Origin of the sequence: Microbulbifer sp. MI-G, from assembly GCF_030440425.1 — a bacterium.
Taxonomy (GTDB): Bacteria; Pseudomonadota; Gammaproteobacteria; order Pseudomonadales; family Cellvibrionaceae; genus Microbulbifer; species Microbulbifer spongiae.
This window is the reverse complement of the sequence record NZ_CP098023.1, coordinates 883,526-908,661: the sequence shown is the minus strand read 5'-3', so window position 1 is coordinate 908,661 and position 25,136 is coordinate 883,526. Positions and strand designations below refer to the sequence as shown.

Below are 25,136 nucleotides of genomic sequence, written 5' to 3'. Positions count from 1 at the left end.
GCAGTTGGCGGCCTGTAGAAAAATGCAGAAGCTTTTCCGGCCGACCTTGACCGGCTGGTTGGCGCGTGGTCGCCTCCATCACAGGCGCCCCCGCAGGCTGTAAATGGGCTCCAGCAGCCATTGCAGCAAGCTCCGTTCCGCCAGTTGCACATCGGCAGACAGGGTCATGCCCGGCTTGAGGGAAAAGTGCCGGCCATAGGCATTAACCGTCGGTTGTGCCAGTTTTGCCGTGACCCTGAACACCGGCTCGTGCACTGTGACAGGAACACGGAGCAGCTCATCGGGCAGCAGTACGGTATCGGATACCTCCAGCACGGCACCGGGGTAAAGGCCAAATTTTTGGTAGGGAAAGGCATCGTAGCGAATTTTCAAGGGCTGGCCTGCACTGAGAAAACCCGCAGAGCGCACCGGCACCAGCAACTGTGCCGTGAGTACGTGATTCTCCGGCACCAAAGATAAAACCGGGATATCGGCTTGTGCCTGCTGGCCCTCAGCCGCCTGCAGATTACTGACAACTCCGGCTCGGGAAGCCTTGACGATATAGGCCTGCTGACCATGCAGTTGGGCAATCTGCTGGGCGAGGTCAGAAAGGCGCGCGCGCAACTGGTCACCGCTGTTGGCAAACTCTTCGGGAAGCAGCAGGCGATCACTTTCCAGTTGCCGAATCTGGTTGCGCAGATTCACCCGGCTGCGCGCGAGATCCTGACGTTCGGCGTGCAGCTCCAATTCCTGGGCAATAACCGCGTCCAGCTCCGCCGAGGAAATATAACCTTCACGCTTGAGTTGTCGATAGCGCCCCGCCTGTTCTGCACTCAAGTCGTAACGGCGGACCTGGGTCTTTATCTGTTTTTCGAGCAGAGCCAGGTCTTCCTCACTGGCAACAATGCGCTGGTCAAGATCACGCAGTTGTTGGCGATAAATTTTCTCGCCACGCCCCAACTGTTCGGTGACTAATTTTTGTTGGCTTTCGTACTCCGCCAACAATAAGGACTCGAGGTGCTTACCATCTGCCAATATTCGGTCGCCGTTGACCACAATCAGGGGTTGATCCTTCAATACCTGATCACCCTCACGCACGAGCACCTGCTTGATAACTCCCGAGCGCTCAGCGTAAACCCGCACGACACCCGAAGCCGGTTCCAGCCAACCAGTTACGCTTTCCTTGCGAGCATAGTTGCTGCTGAAAAGCCAGATGATGGAGAGAGCCACCCAGACTAGTAGCAATGACAAAATGACACCGTGTGAAAGGCGAGGCAGGAGCAGAATCTCACCGTGCAGGCGGTCTGCGTGTCTTTCCATGGCTTGCTGACGGAACAACCCTGCCACTACAGCCTCCTTACTATGGCTTAGTTTTTATCAAAACTTAGAATAGTTTTAAAGTGCTAGAGCCCTGAACCTACAGGGCTTTGGCCACAGACAGGAAGAGTCAATTTATAGAAACTCCGGGTAGACACTAAATGACATGAAAGTATCCCCTTGCTCGCCGATACCCATACTGAAAAACTGTCCGAACTATTGTTTTATTATTTTATGGAAACTCTGTCAAGCAATACTTCGGACAGTTTTTTGAGTTCAGGCCCTGATAATACGAAGCCTGCACTTTAATAACGTGTATTTATCACAAGTCTGGGGTAGACGCGAGTTGCGATAAACACCCTTATAGAGCTACAGCCCCGGAATTATGGATCACCCCGAGTTTGTCGGAGGCAATTTGATTTGAGTCATGCCGCTTGGGCAGACTCGGCTTGTTGATAATACAGGTTTTCGTATTCAGCTGGAGGCATATCGCCAATTGGCCCAAGAATGCGGCGATGGTTAAACCAGTCGACCCAGGTCAAGGTTGCATGTTCAACCTCATCCAGCCCTTTCCAGGGACCTGCCCTGTGGATGACCTCCGCCTTGAATAAACCGTTGATAGTTTCTGCCAGTGCGTTGTCGTAGGAGTCGCCGACACTGCCGACTGACATATGGAAACCCGCCTCACTAAGCCGCTCGGTATATCGAATCGACAGATACTGACTACCTCGATCACTGTGATGGGTAACGCCACGGGGCTTACCTCGTGCCCAGAGTGCCTGCTCCAGAGCATCAAGCACAATGTCGGTTTGAAGGCTCTTTAATACGCGCCAGCCAACGATGTAGCGAGAGAATACGTCGACAACGAATGCGACATAAACAAAACCAGACCAAGTTGCGACATAGGTTATGTCGGCCACCCAAAGCTGGTTGGGGCGCTCTGCCGTAAACTCGCGATTCACCAGATCCAGCGGCTTATCGGCCAGCTCATCCGGGATAGTCATAACGCAACGTTTGCCTCTTCGAACACCTTCCAATTGCAGTACCTTCATCAGCCGTTCAACTGTGCAGCGGGTGACCTTTATGTCTTCACGGTTAAGCTGCTTCCAGACCTTGCATGCACCATAGACGCGGTGGTTTTCTTCGTAGATCCGCTGGATCTCAGGCTTCAGCTCATCGTCACGTTGAGCGCGCGCACAGCGTTGCTCTGGATTGGCCTGTAGATGCTTGCAGCGGTAAAAGGTCGATGGTGCAATCGGCAGAATCTCACAGATTGACTCGACACCGTACGCCTCACGCTCCTGGTCAATGAATGCCACCATTACTTCGGTTTGCGGTCGAGCTCCGCCTGGGCAAAAAAGCGGCAGCCTTGCGCAAGATCTCGTTAGCGCGTTTCAGCTCGCGGACTTCGCGCTCCAGCTCTTTGAGACGGGCTGCGTCGCTGCTGGTGGTGCCGGGCCTGGTACCATTGTCGACTTCCATCTTGTTGATCCATGATCGTAGGGTCTCGGGTGTGCAGCCGATCTTGGAAGCGATAGATGTGATCGCTGCCCAGCGTGATTGGCGCTCGTGCTCGCCGGTCAATACCATGCGAACTGCGCGTTCCCGTACTTCGGGAGAGTATCCAGGTCGTTTGCTCATTGGCTAATTCTCTCAAGAAAGTTAGCCTCCGAGAAACCCGGGGGGATTCAAAGTGGCACTAAGGGATTGTCAGAGCCGTTTTCTGTAAAGAAATCAGATCCACAATTCATCCAATGGATATCCTTTAAGGATATTTCCCTCAATTTCTTCCACCGAAATACCATTCACTGGCAATGACGGACAAAATTCCCAATCACTGAATTCATGCTTTAGGTTTTAACGGCAACGATAATTGCGGTCAAAAACAGCGAGTAGAAAATAGCCACAAACCCCAAAATAGCTAGAGGGCGTACTGGTAAGGGATGGCGTTTAAACAGCAAGTAGCACCCAGAAACCAACAGCGCAAAGATCGAGGATGTGTGGAGCAGTACATTAATCAGGGGATGTGAACCAAAGGTTTTATCAAGGAAGACTCCAACGGCTGTCAAGACCAGGGTAATCCCTATCATTAGCCCTGCAGCCCGCAGAGCGTCCGCTTTGGTGAGTGCAATCGTGTTGTCTTTGGCATGGTTAATCATAGTGATTTCCCCCTTGTTTATTTCAAGTGATTCTCTGGCAACTGGTATTGAACCAGGATGCAGCCAAGCGTCCAGGGCACCTGTAAGTAAATCCCATAGAGTGTGCAAGCTCACAGGTTCAGCTTTTAAATATTCGGCAAGTTCCCGGCCGTATCGCCGCTGCCAGGCAGGTGGATAAAGCCTTAACAAGCATTTCATACCGGGCACCCGTCAAGTCGATTCCGACCAATACGCCCTACTGCTGCCATTGCATCCAAACGCTCACTCAGTGCTTTTTGCCCTGTCGAGGTCAGCTCGTACACGCAGCGTCCATCTATGTGATCTTCAGACTGTGGCCGGATAAATCCACGCGTCTCAAGACGACCAAGTGCACCGTAGAGTGTCCCGGGCCCCGGCTTGTAACCGGTTACTTGATCAATGTCCCGGGCAATCGCATAGCCATGTCGAGGACACTCCGCCAGACTGATAAGAATCAGAACAGCGGGTTCGGTGAATCGGCCGAACTGGTTAAGGTCGTTGCGTTTCGGCATATGCATGGCCATGAGTTACGTTTTGCGATATAGTACGTTATACGTAACCCTTGTGCAACCTCTTTAAATGACCAAAATGACCACTACTAATCTTGCGCCCTTTGGACACTTTACTGAATGTCAGGGGTTGAGTGATTGGCTATCCGACCTGTCTGTGCCGCGCAGCGGAACGCCCGGCGCATCCTGCAATAGCCGCCGGGCCACGTCTAAAGCATCACGGCCCTTAACACGACACAATGGCGACACTGCCTGTGCAGTGATCCCGGCTAATGCTTCTCTGCCCATGCAAGGAATACAATCTCACATACAACGCTTGGGTTATTGGCCCTGTAAGTATCCAGTTGATTGACCTGCCACAAGTCTTAGCGGTATGCATAGTAAATTATCAAACACCAAACAAAACCGATGGATAAAGGTAAAAGTCGATACAGTATATTCCCTTCATCATTACTTTTCGAAGTTGCGGGAACGGTTAAGTCAAAATTGATTTCCAGGTCCTTTTTTAGCTGATCCTCTATTGTTTTTCGATTAACTTTCCACTCCTTTGCTACTCTGAGAGCAGCTCGGATGGAAATGAACGCAATCGCACAGATGATGAGCCCGATAACTGGAAGTGCTTTGGAAAGAACAGACAAGACTTGTTCATTGTAGATTTCAGCCTGCTTGCTTCCTGAAACAATGGCTGTCACTGTAAACAGGAAAGCACTGCTCATTAAAAGCCAGTTCATTCTGTGCCCAAGCAAATCGAACTCTCTGTCGATCTGATCAGAAAGTTCTTTATGAATATATTTAAAAGATTCCAATTTAGTATCCCTTTAGCGGACTATAGAAAATCTGGACAGCCCCCAAAAGTAACCAGACTTTCCAACAGTCTGTTATTCCCTGACTTTAAGCCATTATCGAATCTCCCTGCCTTCTATCTCCAGCATGCGATACATCCGCAGATTTACTATTGCCTTCTCGAACTGATGCGTAATTGCTTAAACCTTGGCCACGGGAAAGCGTATTCTTGATTTACCTGAACAACCGAGAAAGCTACAGCCACTCAATTATGATCACACGTATAACGCAATTGTAGCCATTAACGTTTTTTAATGGCACACTATGCCAAAACCATATTGTTGCCGATACTGCTTGTTATAACGAAAGAACCAGAACGAAACTGCTGAAATGTAAAACAGCCTGTTTCATTCTGCTGAGCTGCCCACTTATGACAACGAGGTTCGGTTTGATGAGGCCCGGGGAGATCTGGTAGGCCTGCGCCATAGCCTTGATACAGTGGCCACCGTGACTACTATTATCCCGATTACTGCCTTAGAAGCAATAGGAATCAATGGTTAGGCGCAGTGCTGCAAAACGCACTTGCCCCATAATTCGATCACGTGTGTTGTGTTTGCCGTCCGTAACCACAATAGCCGTGTCATCAAACGCCGCATTCTTAACGTAGGAAAAAATAAGGCGAGCGGGTAGGGGTCGCTGACGCGCTTACGTCTCATTGACGCGGCAGAAGATAGCCCTTTCTGATTTGTGAGAGAATCGTTGTGATTGTGGATTTCCCGCGAGTGCTTCCGTTACAGGGAACTGCGCGAGTTGATGATGATCGCGGTAGTCTTTATTATCTATTTATTCTTTGCTTGCGCCGGGTTAGCAGTTGCGTGCTATACCAGTAAATCTGCAAAGGATGCACTTAAGGTGAAGCTTTAAGCGACACCGAGTTCAGCTCCCACCGGCTGACAGAAAGGTTTGTAGTATACCAAGGCGTCAGCAATCCGTGCACCCGGTATCCAGTACTTGTTTCGGTAGGGAGTAACTCGATGATACTTCACTATCCGAACGGCGTGCTTTAAATAAGCGCCTTATGCGGTTCCACATGTATGGTGGTATGGCGAGGGCGGGCTAGAAACCCGCCTTTACCCGATTAAGTACTGGTCTGCTGTAACTTCCATTTCCGGAATAATTGACTATATCTGCCCGAATAAGCCACTGGCAAAATATGGATGCTCAGCAACTTATTGGTCTGGAAATAACGATAACTCTCACTGTTTTCGCACCACCCGACAAGAATACGACAGTCCGTGAAATAACCAATTGCAAATGGCCAAATGGTATGTTGGATTTTTTCTTCATCTCCTGTTTGATACTCAATTTCGATCTTCCGTTCCTGTCGAATAGCTTGCCTCAAAATAGAGAGATCTTCACTGGAAAATTCCTCAGATGCGGGAGGCCCAACACGCAGAGGCAACTCGCTTGCACTAAGCAGCGTTTCTTTGGGCAAAACCGCTGAAATCTTCGCTAATGCTTCCCCTGCGGCTTTAGCCAAAGGGCTGTCTCCGTAATTTGACACCCATCGGATTCCAAGCATCATGGCTTCAACCTCATCTCTGGATAACATGAGTGGCGGAAGAAAAAAACCAGGCTTTAAAATATAACCAAGCCCTGGCTCACCTTGAATGTCAGCACCCTGCGCCTGGAGGGTTGCAATATCACGATATAAAGTTCTAATACTGATATTGAGTCTATCTGCTAAAACTTGTCCTTTAACGGGGCAACTGTAGCCACGCAGGATTTGTAGCAAGTGAAAAAGCCGCTCTGTACGCATAAGTGAAACACTACTGCCATTTTCTGACAGTGTAACCGGTTAATATCTTCTCAACCACATACTTGAGAGCATGCCAACGAGGTAAGATATGTTAACTCCTAATCTGTTAACCCTATACGTGGGAAACCTTGAAATAAGCACTACTTTCTATGAAAAATTGCTTGACCGTGCCCCCGTAACGACGTTCCCGCATTATGTTTCATTTGAGTTTGATAACGGACTCTACCTTAGTCTCTGGTCAAAGAAGGCAAAAAATTTCGTCTCGGATGGAACCGGTCACCGTTTTGAACTCTCATTTTTAGTTGAAGGTGATGATTCTGTTATGTCTATTTATGAAAAATGGCAAGCGCACTCGGTCAATATTGAACAGCCTCTTCATGAGGCCGTATTTGGATTAACCTTTGTTGCAACTGACCCAGATGGACACCGTATTCGTGTGTCCACACCAGATGAATAATGGCTCATCACTTCGGGTCTTGATAAATCTGTCAGAGTTTGGAACACCTAACGTTTCCTGAACAGGCCGGAAAGGCATACAGCGGCTTGGAGAGGAAAATCAAAGAATACTACCCACGCACAGGCTTCAGCGCTTCAAGTACAGCCAGTGCCTGATAAGGCGGGATGTGCTCCTTGCCATCTTGATGCGCTAGCCAGGGATACGCCTGGCAGCGGGCTCAAAATCAAATTCCTCCCATTGCACACCGCGCAACTCACCAAGCCAGACAAGGTGAGGATCAACAGTGCTCTGAGACACGCTCGGTATGATTCTCAGCCCAGGATCCCTCCTGCTGAGAGTGCTCTAGCAGCGAGCTTTGACGCGAGAAAGAACCTAGATACATATTCACTTTGTCGCTTGTAATAAGTGTGTACTTTCCTCTATTGAGCACATATCAAATCACCAAAGTGGCGGTCTGGGTCCAGCAGCAGACACCAGGGGGGCTATAGAGGGGAGGATTGATATCTTTCTCCCATGAATGGGTTTTTGTATTTAATGCAACTCATATAAAAATAGACTTAGGACAGCGGTTTTCATACATTGAGCCCACGGGTATGCAATAGACTCCTCCCCGAGCAGTATCCAATATTCTTTGACCATAGATACCATGGCAGCCCCTGGCAATACTAACCAGGAGATATAGCCCCCTTGGGAAATCATGTCTCTGTAAACATGGTCGATTCGGCTTTGCCCTGACGTTTGAGTGGGCTAAGATGTTTGAGACATAGTGAATTGTATCGTTTCTGCTGTGCTTTGTTCATATAGATACTCCTCTAGTTGCCGTGTTCAAATATGAGCATCTAAACAGGACAACTCATTTGGGGCTCAGGAATGCGTAAACCACGTTCAATCGATGTGTCACTTTCAACATCATTTGCGCCTGTAGCAGGGGTGTGAGCCGCAGTTGTTGTTTTAGATGAAATTCCAATGCACTCACAGTTTATTGGCGGCGCATTATTAATGATTGGCTTAACTGTTTTTTATATGCGATTTATCTACAATGTAAAAAAGACGTCACAACAGATGATTCTATGAGTGAAGATGAAGTTGTGCTAATGTTGGATGCAAAGTGCAGAACAGGCCTTAAAGGCATATGAAGTATTTGAAATAAAGCTCATAATTAAAACATAGCCATGTAAGAGGGTATGTATGTTTACACAATCTTTTCCTTTCATTAAAAAACTACTTGTTGGTAATCGTAGTTGGGAATGGTTACCTATTTTGGTTGCACGAGTATCATTGGGATTGTTTTTTTCGGTGTCTGGGTATAACAAACTATTTATGCCTGAAAGGCATGCAGACCTTATAAATTTGATGAGCGAAATAGGAATGCCCTTTCCTGAACTTATGGCGCTGTTTTTGGCTTGTGTAGAATTTTTTGGTGGGTTGCTCTTAATCGTGGGTCTCTTGTCGACACTTGTTGCAATTGTATTGACGATTGCAATGATTGTTGCCATCGCCACTGTTGAAATTGAACATGTTATTCCTAAAGGCATTGGGCCATTGGATTGGATGAGCTGGTTTCTTTATTTACCTCAAGTTTTATATATTATTTTATTTGTATGGTTAATGACTACGGGTCCTGGTCGATATAGTTTAGATTATCTAATCGCTAATAAATTAGGCATTAATAATAACAATTAATGTAAATAAGATTGTGGACTTAGCAAATGCACATTGGATTGCTGTCATTGTTAGTGCAGTGATTGCCTTTATAGCAGGTTGGGTAAGGTATTTATCCGAAGCCTAGATTTCCACAACAACCGACACACTTGGCAATAGCTAAGGAAACCAGTTGACTGTAGGCTAGGGCCTGTTCACACTAAATCCTGTATAATCCCTTCATGGAAATTACAGCGCAACAATACAAAATTATCGAAGATTTTCTGCCCCTTCAGCGCGGCAACGTGAAAATATCCAACTTACAAGTGCTGAACGCCATTCTTTACATAGCCGAGCATGGTTGTAAATGGCGAGGTCTGCCGATGAAATTCGGCCGTTGGCACAGCGTCTACATGCGGGCGAATCGTTGGGCCAAACAAGGTGTACTGGATAGGGTCTTTCTGGCCCTCCAGGAAAATAATGTGATCAATATCCAGGTCGATCATATCTCTCTTGATTCTACGGCTGTTAAAGTTCATCCAGATGGTACTGGCGCGTTAAAAAAAACGGTCCTCAATCTATCGGCAAATCACGAGCAGGATGGACCACCAAGATTCATATGGTTGCAGCCGACCACAACCGCGCCGTAGTATTTTCTCTGTCACCGGGGCAGGCTGGAGACGCTCCGGAGGGCCGAAAGCTGCTGAAAAGCCTTGAGAACTGCGGTTGGGATGGTGCCAAAGTGATCATGGACAAGGCCTACGAGGGTAATGAAACCCGGCAGTTGGTATTCGATCTGGGCATGGAACCTGTCGTGCCACCGAAGAGTAACCGAATGAGCACCTGGAAATACGACGTGGAGGCGTACAAAAAACGAAATGAAGTGGAGAGGCTGTTTCGACGCCTGAAGGGCTTCAGAAGAATTTTCTCTCGTTTTGACAAACTGGATGTCGTTTTCACATTTTTTATTCACTTTGCGCTTATTGCCGATACTTTAATTAGTGTGAACAGGCCCTAGTTAGCTTCTACACAAACAAGCCAGGAACCATATGGGCACCCACACAAACCAGCTGACCCTGCAAACTGTCTTCCGCTCCTGCAGGCTTCTCCGCAATCTGGGGCGGGGCCAACAGACCAAAAGCTTCCTGTGTGGCCGGTATCTCTGACAAGGGGTAGGAAAGTGACGGGGATAGGCTTATTGGGTGGCAAGATTTGAGCTCCTTGCAAATATAAGCCGCTACCCATGAGGTTCTAATCCCGGTTGCGGATTTTGCCGTAACCTGCTCAGTATGCGCGCTCAGTGTAACGTTGTTCATTGATGACCGTCGAACGCTATGCCATTCTTTTCTTGCCGTTGCTGGCTATCTTTTTTAACAACTGTTTGAAGCTGGATGATCGTCCTGTAAGCAGTGTTTCTAAGCCACCTGTTACCCTATTTCCTGTCCTCTCCATCGCCACCAACCGCGATCAGGTGCGGTAGGATAGTCAAGACTCGTTCGGGGTTACACCCATACAGCTCGTATCTTTTGCTTACCTTGAAAACGATACTAAAGTCGCCAGTACCTGGCGTCGCTGGATTTGATCAGCAAACGCAAGCCGTGGCCATCGGTGAGCCACTGGTCTTTGTTACCCGGCTTAGCCTGTTTGATGTGTGTGTCTGTTAGGGGCATTGGTGCTAGCAAATTCTATATTGAACCAGGTAGCATCGGATGAGAACGAACGGGAGTGGAATACTTTGGGCTGTATAGAGAGCAAATAGCCCCGGTTTACGGGGCTTTGCGGACGATTTCGGACTTCTTTGAACTTTGATGTGGTGCCAGGGCGGGACTTGAAAAATGGCCGGAAAGTAAGCTATATCAAGGCCTGCAGGATGGTGATCATAAAAAGTAGCACCAAAAGTAGCACCACTTTTTATTCCTGCCCTCTGCTGAGAACGCTCTAGCGGTGAGCTTTGACGCGAAAAGGAACCTAGACACATATCCCACTTTGTCGCCTGTAATAGGTGTGTAGTTTCCTCCATTGAATACACATCAAGCCGCCAATGTGGCGGTCTGGGTCCAGCAGCAGATAGAGAAGCTGGTCAGGGCTAGCAGATACCGGGGGGCTATAGGGGGGAGGATTGATATATTTCCCCAGTGAGTGGGTTTTTTGTATTCAATTCAACTCACATAAAAATAGACTTAGGGCGGCGGTGTTCATACATTGAGCCAATAGGTATGTAAGGTACCCCTCCCTTAGCGGTATCCAACATTCTTTGACCATGGATACCACGGTAGCACTCAGCAACAGTAACCAGGGGGTATAACCCCCCTGAGAAAATTATATCTCTGTAAAAAACACACGGTCCGAATTACCCGTGTGCATACTCCTTCAGGAGGACCCACTGAAAGGAAATACCGAGATCTCGGTAATTAATCCTCTGCCAAGCTCAGGATGAACCCTGCCTACAATTGCTCCCTCAGCTTCTGAGCACATACGGTCCCAACTCTCCGTGTGCATAACCCCTCGGGAGGGCGCGTTCACCCCGTAAGTTTGACTTACGCAGTCACACTTGTGCCCACCCTTCGAAAAGGGTCTGTTCAATCTGTAGGCCCTTCCGGTATATTCCAGATGCTGATCCAAGTACTGCCGAGGTATGCCACAATCGCCTCTGATACACAGATTGTCACTCATGCTTCGCAGTCTCTGCCCCAATCCAGGGGGTAGGGGGCCCGCCCAAACTCTACCCCTCCTAAATAAAGGTGTTACAGGTGTACAGGTGTTACAACATGGCTGCAGGCCCCGTGGTTACTGGCTTTCCGCTGTAACACCTTTTTGTAACATCAAAAACGTAACAGAAAAAGGTGTTACACCAGCGAGGCTTGGATTATCTGTTCAATTCTCCGCCAAACTTTAGATTCGGTATACCTCCATCCTTAAATCACTATTGATAAGGCGATTACACTCCCGATACACTGGCGCTAAATCTTTTAACTGAACAGAAATGTTCAGTATCGTTAGTTTTTTGAGCTTGGAAATGGAGGTCCAGTGAAAGCGACACATAGATCAGCAGAAGAGAGATACGAGCACTACAGAGAGCTTGCCAGGCGCTCAGCTGCTGAGGCCATACCCATGGAGCTAAAGAACCAAATCAGGTTCGACAAAATCAGATTTCAGGCACTGGTGCAGGCCAAGTCCTGGGAGGGCAGTCCTCTTCGGAAGGTTGATTGGAACTGGTCCAGGGAATACGAGCTGTATTCATTTACCAACCCGAAGCGCTTTGAACTGAGTATTTGGCACCGGCATCAGCTGTGCGCGCTATCACTGGGGCGGCCTACCTGGAGCGGGGCGCGGCTTCGGCTTGATTCGCTTGAGGCGGCCCCCCATAACCACCCACTCCGCTCAAAGGTTCTAGCTCTAACCTTGCTGGCACTGGAAGAGTATGCGGAACAGATAGGCGCCCATGAGATTAGGATTATGGAACCCGTGAATGAAAAGGTACGTGACTATTACAGCAGCAAGGGCTTTACCTATAACCCGCGTGGCGACTATTGCTGGAGGAGCATTGTATGACAGATGAAAAGCGGCCCCCAAAGGGCACTCCAGAATATGAGCAGTGGCGGAAAAAGCGGGCTAAGGAGCGCGCTAAAGAGCTGCTTTCTGGTGCTGAAGAAGTTGACCAGACTGGGCTCCTGAGCGGTGGTAAAGAGACTATGCGTGATGATGACTCCGATGGGAAGCCAAGCCTGAAGGTAGTCAAGTAGCGTCTCTCATACAGGGGCCTCGATAGCCTCCCCGAAAATTAGGTATTAATTGGACCAAAGGGTAAATCTGCACTTTGGAACTCAAGCTCTGCAGTTAGCATATGGTATTTTTTAAGTTAAAAAGCAAGAATATATGTTACATAGCCATTTGCTATTGCCGAGCTTAGTGTCGTTATCGACTTCCATCTTGTTGACCCATGATCATAGAGTCTCAGGTGTACAGCCGAGCCTGGAGACGATAGATGTGATTGCTGCCCAGCGTGATTTATGCTCGTGTTCGCTGGTCAATACCATGCGAACTGCACGTTCCCGTACTTCGAGGGAGTATCCAGGTTGTTTGCTCATTGGCTAATTCTCTCAAGAAAGTTAGCCTCCGAGAAACCCGGGGTGATTCAGCTTTCTCAACCATATAACGTGATAACCAACACCACCAGCAAACCCATGTAATTCATCAAAGATACCCGCACCACTCCCTATATCTGAGGGAATTGCCAATAATCGTACCCCTTGTTCGGATTTTGCTTTCTTACCCGCTTCAGCCATCTGCTGATCAAACGTACGCTCTCCTAGCGCGTTATCAATACTATGCCAGGTACGAACAAAATCAAGCCCACCAAGCAAACTTCGCTTTACGCCGAAAAGACAAGTCATCAAGTTGCCCTTTTACGTCCTCTAGGTCTTCTAAGTCTTTGTATTTGAATATCACATCATTTCCATTGAAGCTTTAACGCCGTGCTCTGCAGCAATTTTGAGCGCAGCGGAAAAATTGTCCGACAGCAGCGCCTTGCTATGCCAACTTTCTACTCTTGTTATTCTTGAGATTTTTCAAACATCATTTTATTAATCAACAAAATTGATTGCCCAAAATTGGAAATCAATTGCTGCCCTTGCCCTAAAAACGAATTTTCATCGTCAATTCCAGCAAGCTCTAAGGCTTCGCCAATCGTTGAACTGGTCGGATGAGCGTCGCCTACTCGCATATTATACGCACCTACAATTGGCCCAAATGCTTTACGAGCAGTATCATCACCAACTTTCTGTGATAGTAGATCTTGTAGGAGCTTGTTTGAGCCAAATTTATCTTTATTCGAATGTGTTGATAACGTCCGTAATTCTCGAACATTAAGTCGGTCAGAGAAAACGCGTACAATTTCTTTTGCCAACCTCAACAATGACGCTTGATCCTTACTTGCGAATCTGGATATCTTCTTTGAGGCTTCCGTGCGATCTATATCATGAGAGAAAAGGGAAACATTAAACTCTTGCCTAAACTCGCTCTCGAGCACTTCCATTATCTCGAAAAGTAACTCCTCTACAGCATGAGTGGATGCTGGTTGAGCCTTCACTTGAGAATCTAACAATTCACTGGAAACCTTTCCTTCAGGGACAACATTATGGGCCGCCCATATGTGCTGTTCCCATGACGGAAGACGGGCAATGTCATAAGCATATACGGTGATGAGATCGGCTGAATTTATTCCAAAGTGGATCAAATATTTGGAAGTGGATTGAATAGCACCTGTCTCGGCTGTATACCATTTAAGTGAGAAACCTCGAAGATCCAACAGTTCATTTACAATGTTTGAACGAAACCACAGCCATCTTCCAACATCTTCACTGTTTAACTCAGCTGACGCCATGCGCGTACTATCTGTCTCGACTATAAATTGAGGTAAGTTTGTATCAACATCCCCTCTGACACGCTTGCTTATGCCTTGGTGTTCAATCCACTCATCCCGCCAAAACTCGCCTTCCACACGCATGCCATCATAGCCTTCTTTGTTTCCTTCAGAGCGTTCATGATCAGTATTTTCGTTTGTTTCAGGCCCCATTACCGGGGCGTCTTCCTCTTCATCTACATCAGTGCGCCAAGCACGAAACATTGCCCAGCTGCCACCAAACACATCATTTACACTGCGAATAAGCAGTTCATATCGACCGTCATTTCGCTCTTCTTGATGGTCTTTCAAGCCAGAGTACTCACTAGTTTCGAGCGATGTTACGTTCTCAACTCTTTGCCGGTAGTATGATAGCCTTAGTGATAAATTTCTAGCCGCTAAATAGTCGAGGAGAAACTCCCTCTTGATTTCGATCAGACGCTGCTTACCTTTTTCATCTAGAACCTCCCGAGCTACTACTACAAAATTTTCTTCTGGTCTTACCCAGTTATTTCCCTCCTTTATAAGTCGAAGCGCTACAACCAAGTCTGGGTTTAATACCCATAAGCTTCCGCCAATTACTGGTTGAGGGTGTTCAAAAACAAGGTGAATTCCGATTGGTTCTTTGTCATTCCATTGGTACTGTTCAATAGAAGAATAATAACCATCTTTGTAAGCATAGGGTTGAGCGGTACAACCGATTCCAATATCACTCCAACTAGTTTTCTCTGCTATTTCTCTATGCTTTGGAGGAAAGGCTACAGACCCGCAACCAAAGTACTCGCTAACGAATCCTGTATAATGACAATTTCCTTGCTCATTATTAATTGATGCTCTCAAAGGCACCCAAGTCGAATTAGAAAAAGTTCGGCGCGTTTCTTTTTTTTGAAGAATCCAATCTTGCTTCATTAATCGTCATTTCCTTTGAGCATAACGCCAAAAGTAGCGGGCGGCGAAGCCGTCCGGCTGCCTTTTCTTGTTATGTGTTTTCACTCTTTCCTGTGAAACGGTATATCCGCTTTGTAACTTTTCGACCTTGGCCACCTAAAGAGAAATTAGCGGATAGACCATCTGTACTACCAGAAAGCCCAGCTCCAGCTTCACCCACATAATATTCTTCGATCTCTACCTCTTCAGCATTTTCAATGCGATGAGCTATAGCGAGTTCTTGTGCGACTTGAGCTTGCATTCTTGCCATCTGAAGTGAGATCTCTTGACGGCGAGCCTCTTCTTGAAGCTGTGCGATTTCACCGCTCTCAGATGCAGTTTCTGCGTCTCGCGCAGACTCAAGTAAAATCCCGGCAACTGGGCCAATCATAGGCGTTGCCGTAATCATTGCTTCAATTGCTTTCTCAAATACTATTTTAACTTTATCTGATTCCAACTACTGAACTCCTTGTGACACATAACGCTGGCAGCACGGGCCGGAGCCGCACCGCGGCGGAGGTCCAGTAAATGCATAGCATTTGTGATCGTGCCTCCCTTGTTATGCTTTTTCTTGCGTTGTAATAAATCTTCTCGGCTGTATATTTTGTTATGGATGTTCATCTTGCCCATACCTCACATCAGTCCAAGAACTGGTATCTACGCCGAATGACTCTTCAACACTCTCGATTGCTTCCGGATCACATACAGGACTAATCAATTCACACGTAAACGGGTATGATTGTGGCAGTACTGCGCCATCACCGCGTCTTAGGTCAGAGTTTGATCCCCACTGCAGCTCACAACCAATTGACCCATTCACGCGGAACATAATTACTTCATGATTTATTTCACATATTTCTACCTTATCCGTATAAACCTCATCAATGAAATGGTGGGTCGCCAATTCATCTATAGCCTGAATAGTTTCACAGAGTGCTTCATCAATTACAGCCGAGTCGATTTGCTCCCATAAACTATCAATAATTTGCCTTCTGCAATCACTGATGGTTACAAGAAATCCACTGACCGCCTCTGTTGCCTCATTGACCAATGCATCCACATCGGCGTCAGGCAAGCCAAACACTTTGAGTTCAATATGTGTAAACTTACTCAGTTTATTTATAGCTTTAATCAGATCCTTGTGGATGTTTTCGACTTCTAAGCTAAGAGTATTTTGCACATATGAATCACTTAACCCACCCTGAACCGCATAATACGCTCTTTGCTTTCTGGTTATTCCATTCTCTTTATTAGTTTCATTCTTATACCACTCACAATTAAGTACATTTTCATCAGGTGCCAATCGGTGCAGTATATGCCTTGTAAGCTCACGCATTGCATATGAATAATTATTCAAGCGCAAAGGGTTAGACTTGTCGCAGAGGTTTTTCTGAGACGCTGCAAATAAATCGCGTTCAAACCCTTCGGCCAATTCTTTTTCAATCTCAGCGATCATGTACGTCCTTTCGAGGCAGTAGTGGTAGGACAGCCGGTTACCCTAACTGCCCCCACGCAGATCCGGACGTGCGGAACTACCGCATTCGGCTCTTCAGTAATATATTCACTCCTGTAAAGCACGATCCCTAATACCAGTCCACGAGTATACAACGTTTGTATACCCGCGGTGGCTCTAGCCCATAATATCCCAGCATTTCCTTTAGACTATTCTAGTTATAACTCTTACGCTGACTCCGTCGATTGGGCCATTTGTGTATGCTGTGTAGAACATAGCTGTACAAACGACACAAGCTTCGACTATTGTCTGGCAGACCGAAGTAGTTCTGGAAGCCCTGTAGCTTGCGCTTCAGGACGGGCAGCCATTCTCTCAAACGCTCACTGCGCTTGGCTTTGATCCAGTGATAGAGCGTTTCCATTGTGTCCTTCTGTTTCTTCGCTGCGGTGCGGCGTCTGAGCCTGGGACGTTGGTTGACGTCCAGGCTCCAGTAGAACTCAAAACCCAAAAACTGGAACTGTCGCTTTCGTCTAGGATGGAAGCGGCTAAACCGCTTCAGGTGAGTTTTCTCGGGAGCTAACTGCAGGCCAAACTTGTTCAACCTTTGCGGTAGCACCCGATAGAAACGCTCTGCATCCGTTTTCAATTGGAAAGTTACTACAAAATCATCCGCATAGCGAATTAGCATAGCTCTACCGTGCATGCGCGGTTTGACCATCTTTTCGAACCCCAAATCCAATGCGTAGTGCAGGTAGATGTTCGCCAGCACCTGACTGATCACGCCCCCTTGCGGGGTGCCTGCTTCCGGTTTGTTAAACTTACCATCTGGAGTTTGCACCTGTATCTTGAGCCACTGTTTAATCAGTGTCAGCAGGGCTTTGTCGTCGATACGAAGAGCCAGCATACGCAGTAGCCAGCGATGATCTAGCTGATCGAAGAAACCTTTGATATCGGCTTCAACGACATAGCCGTAGCCTTTGAACTGTAGATTTAAGCCAAGACTGTGAACGGCTTGGTGGGCGCTTTTCCCTGAGCGGTAGCCGTAACTAAAGGGCTGTAAATCCTGCTCCCAGATACTTTGCAGTATCTGCGCTACGCTCTGCTGCACCAGTTTGTCTTCCACCGTGGGCAGCCCCAGGGGGCGCTGCTTTCCGTTGCCTTTAGGAATCAATATCCGTTTGATCGCCTGGGTGCGGTAGTGTTTGCCACGTAGCCGTTGATGTAGGCGATGGATATTTTGCGACAGACTTTGCCGGTAAGCTTCGGTAGTGACTCCGTCGATACCGGGGCGGGCCTGTTTATTGAGCTGGACCCAGCTTTGATGCAGCAGCTTGGAATTTAGCAATCCGTATAAATTCTGAAACCTGTGCCTGGGGTGGCTCTGTGCTTTAAATGCGATGGCGTGCAAGGCGGTTGTCATAGTGTCTCCAGCCCTACTTTGTCCGGACTATGTTTCTGTTGCACACCGATATTACTGTCAGCCCCTTCGCCATGTAAGCGGCTTTCCCACTCTCGGACTACTATGAGCTGATCCGACTTCCGAGAGGTCTTCGTTGGTTTCGCCATTAGGCTTAACGTCCCTACCTGCTCCTTCAGGAACCTGCTCAGATCTCTCAAGTTCTCAATACTTCTCTTTCTACATGCCACGGCTTGATAACCCCGCCGATCCGCCACAACCTCACCAAATTGGTTGTTTTGCCTGGACTTCAATGGCGTTACACATCTTGTCAATCGGAGCTCACTTTATTATCGGAGCGATACCAGCACTTCAGGATCACGATAACCCCTATGGCCTATAGAATTCTCTGTGTACGCTTCACGTTGATTGTTCGCTCGTGCTTCCTGCCTCTCAAATATTCCTAATTTAAAGCTCCGCACAACGCGCTACACTCGATACGGGTGGTTGGTTAGACCTTGCCCGACGGGGACTTTCACCCCGTAAGAAGCATCAAGCTTAGCTTGACGCACTAACGCCCGCATTTACGGCTTGATCTGCTACCACTTTCGTGGACACTTTATGCCGCTATTTTTTCATACTCTGAACGCGATTGGTAGCCGAGACTGGAGTGAAGTCGCTCTCGGTTATAGAACTCGATATACTCGATGATATGGGCCACCGCGTCGATTTCATTTTCAAATAAACGCTGATGAACGAGCTCTGCCTTCATACTATGGAAGAAGGATTCTACAATAGCATTGTCCAGCGGATTCCCCTTTCTACTCATGCTTCGTGTCATACCTGCTGACTCAACAAGCTCTCGGTACTCATGTGCCGCGTACTCAATCCCCTGATCAGAATGGAATATACATCCTGCCTGTGGCCGCTGACGCGCTAGAACCATCTTAAGTGCGCTTTTCGTCAGCTCACTATTCCGTTTCCGGCTGAATGACCAGCCGATGACTGATCTTGTATATAGATCGATCACCACCGCGTGATATAGCCATCCAGCCCTAGTCTTTATATAGGTAAAATCACCAGCCCACTGAGTACCACTAGAAATAGCTGGGTCCTCGCCACCAAGCTGGTCCCCCTATGGCAGAGTAGGTAATCCCCCCATTTTTACCCGCAACCAAAAGTAGAGGTTAAGCCACCATCAACGGTGGTTTACCGCCATTTGCTTTGTGTGGCCGGCGGTGATTGTAAAACCATAACCATTCAGTTGCATAATCCTGAACCTCTTCAAGGCTGTCGAAGAGGTGCTTGCTGAGCCAACTATACCGAATGGTTCTGTTGGCTCGCTCGATATAAGCATTTTGTTGTGGTTTGCCTGGCTGGATGTACTCGATCCGTATTCGCCGCTTTTTCGCCCATGCTACAAACTCATGACTGATGAACTCAGGGCCATTATCACAGCGGATAGTGCTGGGCTTGCCCCGCCATTCAAGTAGCTGGTTGAGAGCGCGAGTCACACGTATCGTTGGCAGTGAAAAACCGGCCTCGATTGCCAGTCCTTCACGCCTGTAATCATCAATGACATTGAACAGCCTGAAGTTCCGGCCATCGCTTAGCTGGTCATGCATAAAGTCCATTGACCATACTTGGTTCGCTTTTGTTGGTGCTTTCAGAGGTTCTGGTGCCTGGCGCTTGAGGCGACGTTTTGGCTTTATTCGCATATTTAACGCCAGCTCACAGTAGATCCGGTAAACGCGCTTGTGGTTCCACCGAGCGCCCTCCACGTTGCGTAGGTAATGAAAGCACTGGCCAAAGCCCCAGTCACTCTGCTCATTTGTTAACCGGATAAGCCAATTGGCAATCTCCTCGTTTTTATCTCTGAGAACAGGCTGATAACGATAGCAACTTTCACTGACACCGAAAGCAGCACAGGCAATTCGAATACTGATGTACCGTGTGGCTACGGCTTGCCGCGCCATCTCCTTTCGCCGAGATGGCTTTACCACTTTTTTGCAGAGCTTCCTGAACGATTTCAGCCTTCAACCGCTCTTCGGCATACATCTTCTTGAGGCGCCGATTTTCATCCTCCAGTTCCTTCAGGCGGGCCATCATTGAGGCATCCATGCCGCCGTACTTGGATCGCCACTTATAGAAGCTCGCTGAGCTCATACCGTGTTCTCGGCATAGTTCAGGCACTGGCACGCCGTTTTCGGCCTGCTTGAGTATCGCCAGAATCTGGCTGTCGCTGTACTTCGATTTTTTCATGCAGAATCTCCTGCGCATATTTTACGGGAAAATTCTACTTTTGGTTCCGGTGGGTTTTCGGGGTGATTACCAGTAAAACTCATGTTTGCCAGGATTCTAGGTATAAAGCCATCTGCTAGAAGCTTTTATCCCAACCGTCTTCATAAGTCGGAATACACGCCTAACGCTACAGGATAAGCCGCTACGCTTTAGCTGCTGGTGTACACGGCGCGCCCCGTAAGCCTTTCTGAATCCTTGGTGGAGCTCCACAATTGCGCCTATAAGGCGACGATTTCGATAGCCGGGTCAACGCGGTTCTTGTGATTTGGCACTCGCCGGTTCTTCTCCAGCAGGGCGTTCACGCCGCTGCTGGATACGGCTTCTTTGTAACGATAGAAGATGTCTCGCGATACGCCGAGCATCTTGCAGGTTTTGGAGATATTGCCGAGTTCTTCCGCCAGATTGAGCAGACCGGTCTTGTGTTTAATGATGCGATCGTTAGTATGAATCATGGGGTTTATCCTTGGTTTTGGTTTCAGGTTTCGTCACCTTCATCAAAACCGGTAAACCCCCCTCTTTTCAAGGAGATGTGTCAGATTTGGTCTGAACTAATACACCTTAAATCCCCACCTCTGAGAATTAACCTCATCAACAACGTACACATTAAATGGCTTTTCTATTTCTGGGAGATTTACAATATAGAGGTTTCTCCATGATGTGTAACCACCTATAGTCTTGTGGTTGGCAACATAATTAGGCCCTTTTTTACGTAACAACACATTGCCTTCATTATCTTGAACAATTGTTGTCCAAAACTTGGTATTTGCGGAGCCGATCGTGGGCGTTGTTACATTTACTACCAAGTAGCCGTATTTTGGCAATTTTGAAAAATTAACTTTCCTTAACTCTAGCTTCGCTTGCTGTTTTTCCTTTTCAACTAAGGCTTGGTAATCGTAAAAATCTATATATGAAATTGTATCGAATGATTCGGGATCTTCAATTACCTCAATCTTATTTCCGTTTGACTCTCTAACAACACCCAGATTTGAACATCCAGTAATGACAAAAATGCTCAGTACTGCCAATAATACCTTTTTCATAAATATCTCCATTTTACGAACTAAAGATCGATACAATCACGTAACGCCGTGCACAGCCGCCGCCAAGACTGGTGCTTGTTTTGTGGCTCCATGCAAAACGAATGACAGTCTTGGCGGCCGGTTGCTGCACCTTGTTAGGCATGCTACTCGCGGTCCCTGCTGGATTTAAAATAAAACTCTTTCACTCGCGAGATTGGCACACCATGAAATATCATAAGCAGCGGAGTTGCGTAAACCATGAGCGGGAAGATAACCACTAGCAATTGGTGCAAGTGCGATTTCTCGTGTTCGGTGCTTACAGCCATGACACCAAGACCATAACCTATTGCCACGCCAAATACTGCACAAACATGCAGTAAGAACTGTGATGGACCAAGCCACTTCGGTGCCACTACAACTAGCAAATCTTTTAGTACCAGCAAGCTAAGGGGTATGCCCACAAAGAAGAGCAATAGAAACCACACCGTGAGCCATGACTCATTGTCGGTACTCGATATTGCGAAACATAATGCTACAACGAATACTGTGGTTGATATTGTTTTTGCTACGATGCTCATGTGTGCCTAACAGTTTATTAAAGAGTCGATAGCTCACTATCTATTTGGCCACTATTTCTGAAGTAGCCCCTTCAAGCTCCGTAAAAAAGCCTTTATTTACAGCAGATTATAAACTATTTGTCTAAATGGCAGCCAGAGATAGTGAGCCATCGGCTCAAGTCGTCTGGTTCAACATCCCGCTCTTGAACACATTTTACCCGCAATTAAATTAATAAGTTAGGAGAAACTTTCTGCGGATGTCAGCCATGGCTCTATAATTCGGGGCTTGACACCTGTGATTATTGCACCCATAGCTGTATATACAGCATAAGGGTGCCACCATGGATGATATTCGTCACAGGCTTCCCAAGCATTCAACCAAGTTCATCCCCAGCGCTCTCTCTTTGCAAGCTAACTGTTTACCACAAGGCCTGCTGCTTATTTGGAGAACGTAAACGGCTGCACACCGTTTATAACACTTGTAAACAGCATGGGCTACGCAGCCTTCTTCTTGAATAGGCCCCTATCTCCATCTTCCTCAACAGGAATCAAGTGAGGTCGAATGATTAGCACCCGCTCAGGATTACGTCCACTGTTCGGTAAACGCGTTGGTATCGAGAATTTACCGTTTCCATCGCGCTCCAGCGCGCCGCAGTCCGCCAGTAACTGCTTTGCCCTGCGCTCATTGAGCCCCTTGCAAATCTCTGCCTTGAACGCCGCTGGATACACATAATAGATGGTTTCAGAACAGGATGGGCCTTCGAGGGCATTACTGTCCTGCAGTGTCTTGCGGTAGCCGCAGCGCTTCAGCGTGCGGACAGTATGATCATCTGCTGTTGCGTCTTCACGGTCCCAGCGCGTGAAGTGCGATTCCCCGTACAAATCGAAGAACAGTCGTAACGCATGTAGGGATTGCTGATCTTCAAGGTTGCCGACGCCACCACGGGCTGCTATCCATGCCTTAAAACAGACATGCGCTGCATGCATTGCCATACCCTGGGGCCAGCCGGTAATCCCGGCCTTGGAAGCCATCTCTCCGGCAAACCCCACCAGGGCGAACTTTTCCGCTGTTCGCCGCACCTGTCCACTGGATTTGTCGGAAAGGTCTGCAGCGAAATTCACCAGCTCAAGCCGAATCCGCTTGGCCAGTTTGTCGTGATTACTTGCACACAGCGCTTCAATATACGCACGAAGGGGTGCGCCGTGATAGAGGGAGGCCTGATCTACCAGATAGCGGGAAAGTGGGGCACCCCCGGCAAAGTCGTGCAGGGTATTAAAAATGCCAAGGCCACTGCCTGCATCTGAGGGTACTGCTAGGAGCCGCACCTCCTGTCCCGCTTTCGCCTTTTTCCCGGCCTCTGCCATCTGCTGGTCCAAAGTTCGCTCCCCTGTGGAGAGGAATACCAAACGCCACTCAAAGGCATTGCCGCGCACACCGCCCCGGTCATTGGCTCGTGCCTTGCCGGTACCATTGCCGAGCATATAGGCGATATCGCCCACGATACGGGGGTCGCACTGGCTGATCTCATCGAGGACCAACAGGCCATCCGAGTGCGCCGCCGCAATACTTTCCAGCGCGTTATCTGTGCTGCGCCAGGTACGCAGGAAATCAGGCCCGCCGTAAACAGAAGCCGCCACCTTGAGCAGTGTGGTTTTGCCCTGTGAGCTGTCACCGAAGAAGTGGAAACCTGTGGTCTCCATACCGATCATATGCAACAGCGGACCGGCGAAGGCCGCCGACACTGCAAAAAGTAACCGCGAATTGTTTGTACAGTAGGCTGCTACTTGCTCCCGCCACTGTTCCAACGCACCGCAAATTTTGATTTTGTTGAGGTCGGGACTTGTTGAATAGAAGTACAGCGGCTCGGTGGGGGTTCCCAGTGTCTCATTCGGCAGGAGATAGGCCTGGCCGTGCCAGCCAAGTTTATTGACCAGGATATAGCGGTCTGGAGTCTTTGCCGTTTGCAGGTACTGAATCAGCCGCCGCCGTGGTTGTTGCCCGGCTTCTGCGCGCAACCCCATGCTGTAAAGCTGCTTTAACACTTCTGCGCCGCCCTCCGTGGCCAGGTACTCGCTGGGAATATTCCACTCCTTCACAACCCCGTCCGGGTCCACAAAGCGTACCAGTGTGCCCCAGTTGCGGCCCTGGGGGTCCCGCGTGAGCGCTATCACATCGAGGCGAGCACAGATCCGCATCAGCGAAGCTTCTCCGTCATCGTCCTGTACCGAAAAGAACACACCCCGGTCATTGACCACAAACCGCTTTTGCTCGCCTGACACCCCCCAAGGCACGCCTTGCTGACCATTGTCCTTGCCACCCACGATGATTTCTGGTGTGTATGCTTGCAGCAGTTCACCTGCAGCCAGCAGCGCTGCCAACTGCTCTGCCGTCAATCCATGAGCCTCTGCATCTGCCGCATCCCCTTTTACTGGCCAGTGATCACCCAATGCCTGCAGCCGTAACAGAAACACCGCACAGCCAAAGCCGTGCAGTATGGCAGCCAGCTTCTGCATACACTGGATACCTGCCTCATCATTGTCTGGCCACAGCACCACCTGACGTCCACGCAGCGGCCCGAAATCTGTTTTACCGAGAGCTTTGCTGCCGCCTGGCCAACTCATACTCACGTAATCCGGTAACAGTGCTACAGCGGCGTCTGCTGCTTTTTCACCTTCGGTGAGCAATACCGGTGTATCAACACGAGTGCCGAGACGATTTAGCCCATACAGCGGGCGGCTTTTTTCAGGTTGTTTCCACCGCCACGCATGTTTTCCGCAGGTACCCCGGCAGTAAGTGAGTGGTCGGTATTCCTTGGCCCGTTTGCCGGTCTCTTGTAGATCGAATCGCAGCACTTTCATCAGTAACAGCCCGGCGTGATTCCGGTATTCCCATTCCGCCGAGGGCAGGCCATTACGGGGATGACGTGTGGGGCAGGCCTTCACTGCACCAAGTGGTACCGGCATAACCACCTCCCACCCGCTTTTGGCGGGGCCGCGCGGTTTACTCGCTGGCTTGCGGTTCAATGTTACCGCCTCGCTGTCAGAGAGCCTTAAAAACGCTGCCAAGCGCTGTGCCGCGTCGCCATTATTCATGCCCTCAAGATATGCCACCAGCGACACTAGATCGCCGCCTTTGGCGTCAGTTGCAAAATCCGCCCATGCACCGGTATTCCGGTTCACGGAAAAAGAGCCCTTGTTGTCATCTGACCGGGCCGGATTGAGGGCAATATATTCCACCCCTTTGTAGTTACCTTCCGGCGCCCAATGGGCCAATACAGCATCAATTTGGTTCAGGGCTAAATCGGCAACCCGTTTGATATCAAAACGCGCCATAACAAATCCCTAAATTATCCTGAAGACCCCGCCCCATAAAGCTTCCGACAGAGGTGCGGGGTACGGT

Annotated in this window: 23 protein-coding genes, 2 pseudogenes and 1 other annotated feature; of the genes and pseudogenes, 6 read left to right on the top strand and 19 right to left on the bottom strand. The window is 48.5% G+C overall.

The window, feature by feature from the left end; genetic code table 11:
* Positions 1-78: 78 nt before the first annotated feature.
* From M8T91_RS03645 to M8T91_RS03620, 6 genes are all read right to left on the bottom strand, one after another.
* Positions 79-1,326 carry an HlyD family secretion protein gene (locus tag M8T91_RS03645; RefSeq protein WP_301416917.1) on the bottom strand — a complete coding sequence of 416 codons (1,248 nt, stop codon included), beginning with the start codon at positions 1,324-1,326 and terminating at the stop codon, positions 79-81.
* A 395-nt stretch (positions 1,327-1,721) separates the two neighbouring features.
* Positions 1,722-2,937 (bottom strand): IS3 family transposase gene (locus M8T91_RS03640; RefSeq protein WP_301416915.1). Its coding sequence is split into 2 segments (ribosomal slippage): positions 1,722-2,655 and positions 2,654-2,937, totalling 1,218 coding nucleotides; the frame shifts between segments, so codons are not numbered across the junction.
* Positions 2,544-2,659: a sequence feature (AL1L pseudoknot), on the bottom strand. Its footprint overlaps the gene before it by 116 nt.
* A gap of 209 nt (positions 2,938-3,146) precedes the next feature.
* On the bottom strand, positions 3,147-3,653 hold the full coding sequence (locus M8T91_RS03635; protein ID WP_301416913.1) for a hypothetical protein: 507 nt from the start codon (positions 3,651-3,653) through the stop codon (positions 3,147-3,149).
* On the bottom strand, positions 3,650-3,985 hold the full coding sequence (locus tag M8T91_RS03630; protein WP_301416911.1) for a PadR family transcriptional regulator: 336 nt from the start codon (positions 3,983-3,985) through the stop codon (positions 3,650-3,652). The genes M8T91_RS03635 and M8T91_RS03630 overlap by 4 nt, the downstream gene beginning before the upstream one ends.
* 362 nt (positions 3,986-4,347) lie before the next feature.
* Complete coding sequence (locus M8T91_RS03625; RefSeq protein WP_301416909.1) at positions 4,348-4,788, bottom strand: RipA family octameric membrane protein; 441 nt, start codon at positions 4,786-4,788, stop codon at positions 4,348-4,350.
* Positions 4,789-5,903: 1,115 nt separating this feature from the next.
* On the bottom strand, positions 5,904-6,584 hold the full coding sequence (locus tag M8T91_RS03620; protein WP_301416907.1) for a helix-turn-helix transcriptional regulator: 681 nt from the start codon (positions 6,582-6,584) through the stop codon (positions 5,904-5,906).
* 88 nt (positions 6,585-6,672) lie between these two features.
* Between M8T91_RS03620 and M8T91_RS03615 the strand changes: the two genes are divergently transcribed.
* The 4 genes from M8T91_RS03615 to M8T91_RS03600 all read left to right on the top strand — a co-directional run bounded on the left by M8T91_RS03615 (position 6,673) and on the right by M8T91_RS03600 (position 10,162).
* Positions 6,673-7,041 carry a VOC family protein gene (locus tag M8T91_RS03615; protein ID WP_301416905.1) on the top strand — a complete coding sequence of 123 codons (369 nt, stop codon included), beginning with the start codon at positions 6,673-6,675 and terminating at the stop codon, positions 7,039-7,041.
* Between the two features lie 1,188 nt (positions 7,042-8,229).
* Positions 8,230-8,724 carry a DoxX family protein gene (locus M8T91_RS03610; RefSeq protein WP_301416903.1) on the top strand — a complete coding sequence of 165 codons (495 nt, stop codon included), beginning with the start codon at positions 8,230-8,232 and terminating at the stop codon, positions 8,722-8,724.
* A 200-nt stretch (positions 8,725-8,924) separates the two neighbouring features.
* Positions 8,925-9,700, top strand: a protein-coding gene (locus M8T91_RS03605) for an IS5 family transposase (RefSeq protein ID WP_301413808.1) whose coding sequence is annotated in 2 segments (ribosomal slippage) — positions 8,925-9,240 and positions 9,240-9,700 — 777 coding nt in all. Because the reading frame shifts where the segments join, the coding sequence is not laid out codon by codon here.
* Between the two features lie 300 nt (positions 9,701-10,000).
* Positions 10,001-10,162 carry a hypothetical protein gene (locus M8T91_RS03600; RefSeq protein WP_301416901.1) on the top strand — a complete coding sequence of 54 codons (162 nt, stop codon included), beginning with the start codon at positions 10,001-10,003 and terminating at the stop codon, positions 10,160-10,162.
* Positions 10,163-10,229: 67 nt separating this feature from the next.
* Here M8T91_RS03600 and M8T91_RS18835 read toward each other — a convergent pair whose 3' ends face one another.
* A complete protein-coding gene (locus M8T91_RS18835; protein WP_367317739.1) occupies positions 10,230-10,352 on the bottom strand; it encodes an integrase arm-type DNA-binding domain-containing protein in 123 nt (40 codons plus the stop codon).
* 1,357 nt (positions 10,353-11,709) lie between these two features.
* Here M8T91_RS18835 and M8T91_RS03595 point away from each other — a divergent pair.
* Together M8T91_RS03595 and M8T91_RS03590 are read left to right on the top strand one after the other, a co-directional pair.
* Positions 11,710-12,234: a hypothetical protein gene (locus M8T91_RS03595; protein WP_301416900.1), complete on the top strand. Its 525-nt coding sequence runs from the start codon at positions 11,710-11,712 to the stop codon at positions 12,232-12,234.
* Entirely contained in the window at positions 12,231-12,425 is a 195-nt protein-coding gene (locus M8T91_RS03590) for a hypothetical protein (RefSeq protein WP_301416898.1), read from the top strand. The genes M8T91_RS03595 and M8T91_RS03590 overlap by 4 nt, the downstream gene beginning before the upstream one ends.
* 204 nt (positions 12,426-12,629) lie before the next feature.
* Here M8T91_RS03590 and M8T91_RS03585 read toward each other — a convergent pair.
* The 12 genes and pseudogenes from M8T91_RS03585 to M8T91_RS03535 form a co-directional block, all read right to left on the bottom strand.
* Positions 12,630-12,770: pseudogene (locus tag M8T91_RS03585) on the bottom strand (IS3 family transposase); the annotation flags it as partial.
* 21 nt (positions 12,771-12,791) lie between these two features.
* Positions 12,792-13,076 carry a hypothetical protein gene (locus M8T91_RS03580; RefSeq protein WP_301416895.1) on the bottom strand — a complete coding sequence of 95 codons (285 nt, stop codon included), beginning with the start codon at positions 13,074-13,076 and terminating at the stop codon, positions 12,792-12,794.
* A 158-nt stretch (positions 13,077-13,234) separates the two neighbouring features.
* Positions 13,235-14,992 (bottom strand): hypothetical protein, encoded by a 1,758-nt coding sequence (locus tag M8T91_RS03575; RefSeq protein ID WP_301416893.1) that lies wholly within the window; start codon positions 14,990-14,992, stop codon positions 13,235-13,237.
* 70 nt (positions 14,993-15,062) lie between these two features.
* Entirely contained in the window at positions 15,063-15,467 is a 405-nt protein-coding gene (locus M8T91_RS03570) for a hypothetical protein (RefSeq protein WP_301416891.1), read from the bottom strand.
* A 150-nt stretch (positions 15,468-15,617) separates the two neighbouring features.
* The gene (locus M8T91_RS03565; protein WP_301416889.1) at positions 15,618-16,466 is read right to left on the bottom strand and encodes a pPIWI-associating nuclease domain-containing protein; all 849 of its coding nucleotides are present in this window, start codon (positions 16,464-16,466) and stop codon (positions 15,618-15,620) included.
* A 211-nt stretch (positions 16,467-16,677) separates the two neighbouring features.
* Positions 16,678-17,883, bottom strand: a complete 1,206-nt coding sequence (ltrA, locus tag M8T91_RS03560) for a group II intron reverse transcriptase/maturase (RefSeq protein ID WP_301416888.1) — start codon at positions 17,881-17,883, stop codon at positions 16,678-16,680.
* A 595-nt stretch (positions 17,884-18,478) separates the two neighbouring features.
* On the bottom strand, positions 18,479-18,925 hold the full coding sequence (locus M8T91_RS03555) for an IS3 family transposase (protein WP_301419001.1): 447 nt from the start codon (positions 18,923-18,925) through the stop codon (positions 18,479-18,481).
* Between the two features lie 121 nt (positions 18,926-19,046).
* A protein-coding gene (locus tag M8T91_RS03550; RefSeq protein WP_301416886.1) for an IS3 family transposase occupies positions 19,047-20,121 on the bottom strand; the annotation gives its coding sequence in 2 pieces (ribosomal slippage) (positions 19,047-19,869 and positions 19,868-20,121; 1,077 coding nt in all).
* 96 nt (positions 20,122-20,217) lie between these two features.
* The gene (locus M8T91_RS18830) at positions 20,218-20,370 is read right to left on the bottom strand and encodes an IS3 family transposase (RefSeq protein ID WP_367317738.1); all 153 of its coding nucleotides are present in this window, start codon (positions 20,368-20,370) and stop codon (positions 20,218-20,220) included.
* A 23-nt stretch (positions 20,371-20,393) separates the two neighbouring features.
* Positions 20,394-20,612: pseudogene (locus M8T91_RS03545) on the bottom strand (helix-turn-helix domain-containing protein); the annotation flags it as partial.
* Positions 20,613-20,708: 96 nt separating this feature from the next.
* Positions 20,709-21,200, bottom strand: a complete 492-nt coding sequence (locus M8T91_RS03540; RefSeq protein WP_301416884.1) for a hypothetical protein — start codon at positions 21,198-21,200, stop codon at positions 20,709-20,711.
* Positions 21,201-22,231: 1,031 nt separating this feature from the next.
* The gene (locus M8T91_RS03535; RefSeq protein WP_301416881.1) at positions 22,232-25,069 is read right to left on the bottom strand and encodes a DUF927 domain-containing protein; all 2,838 of its coding nucleotides are present in this window, start codon (positions 25,067-25,069) and stop codon (positions 22,232-22,234) included.
* Between the last annotated feature and the right edge of the window lie 67 nt (positions 25,070-25,136).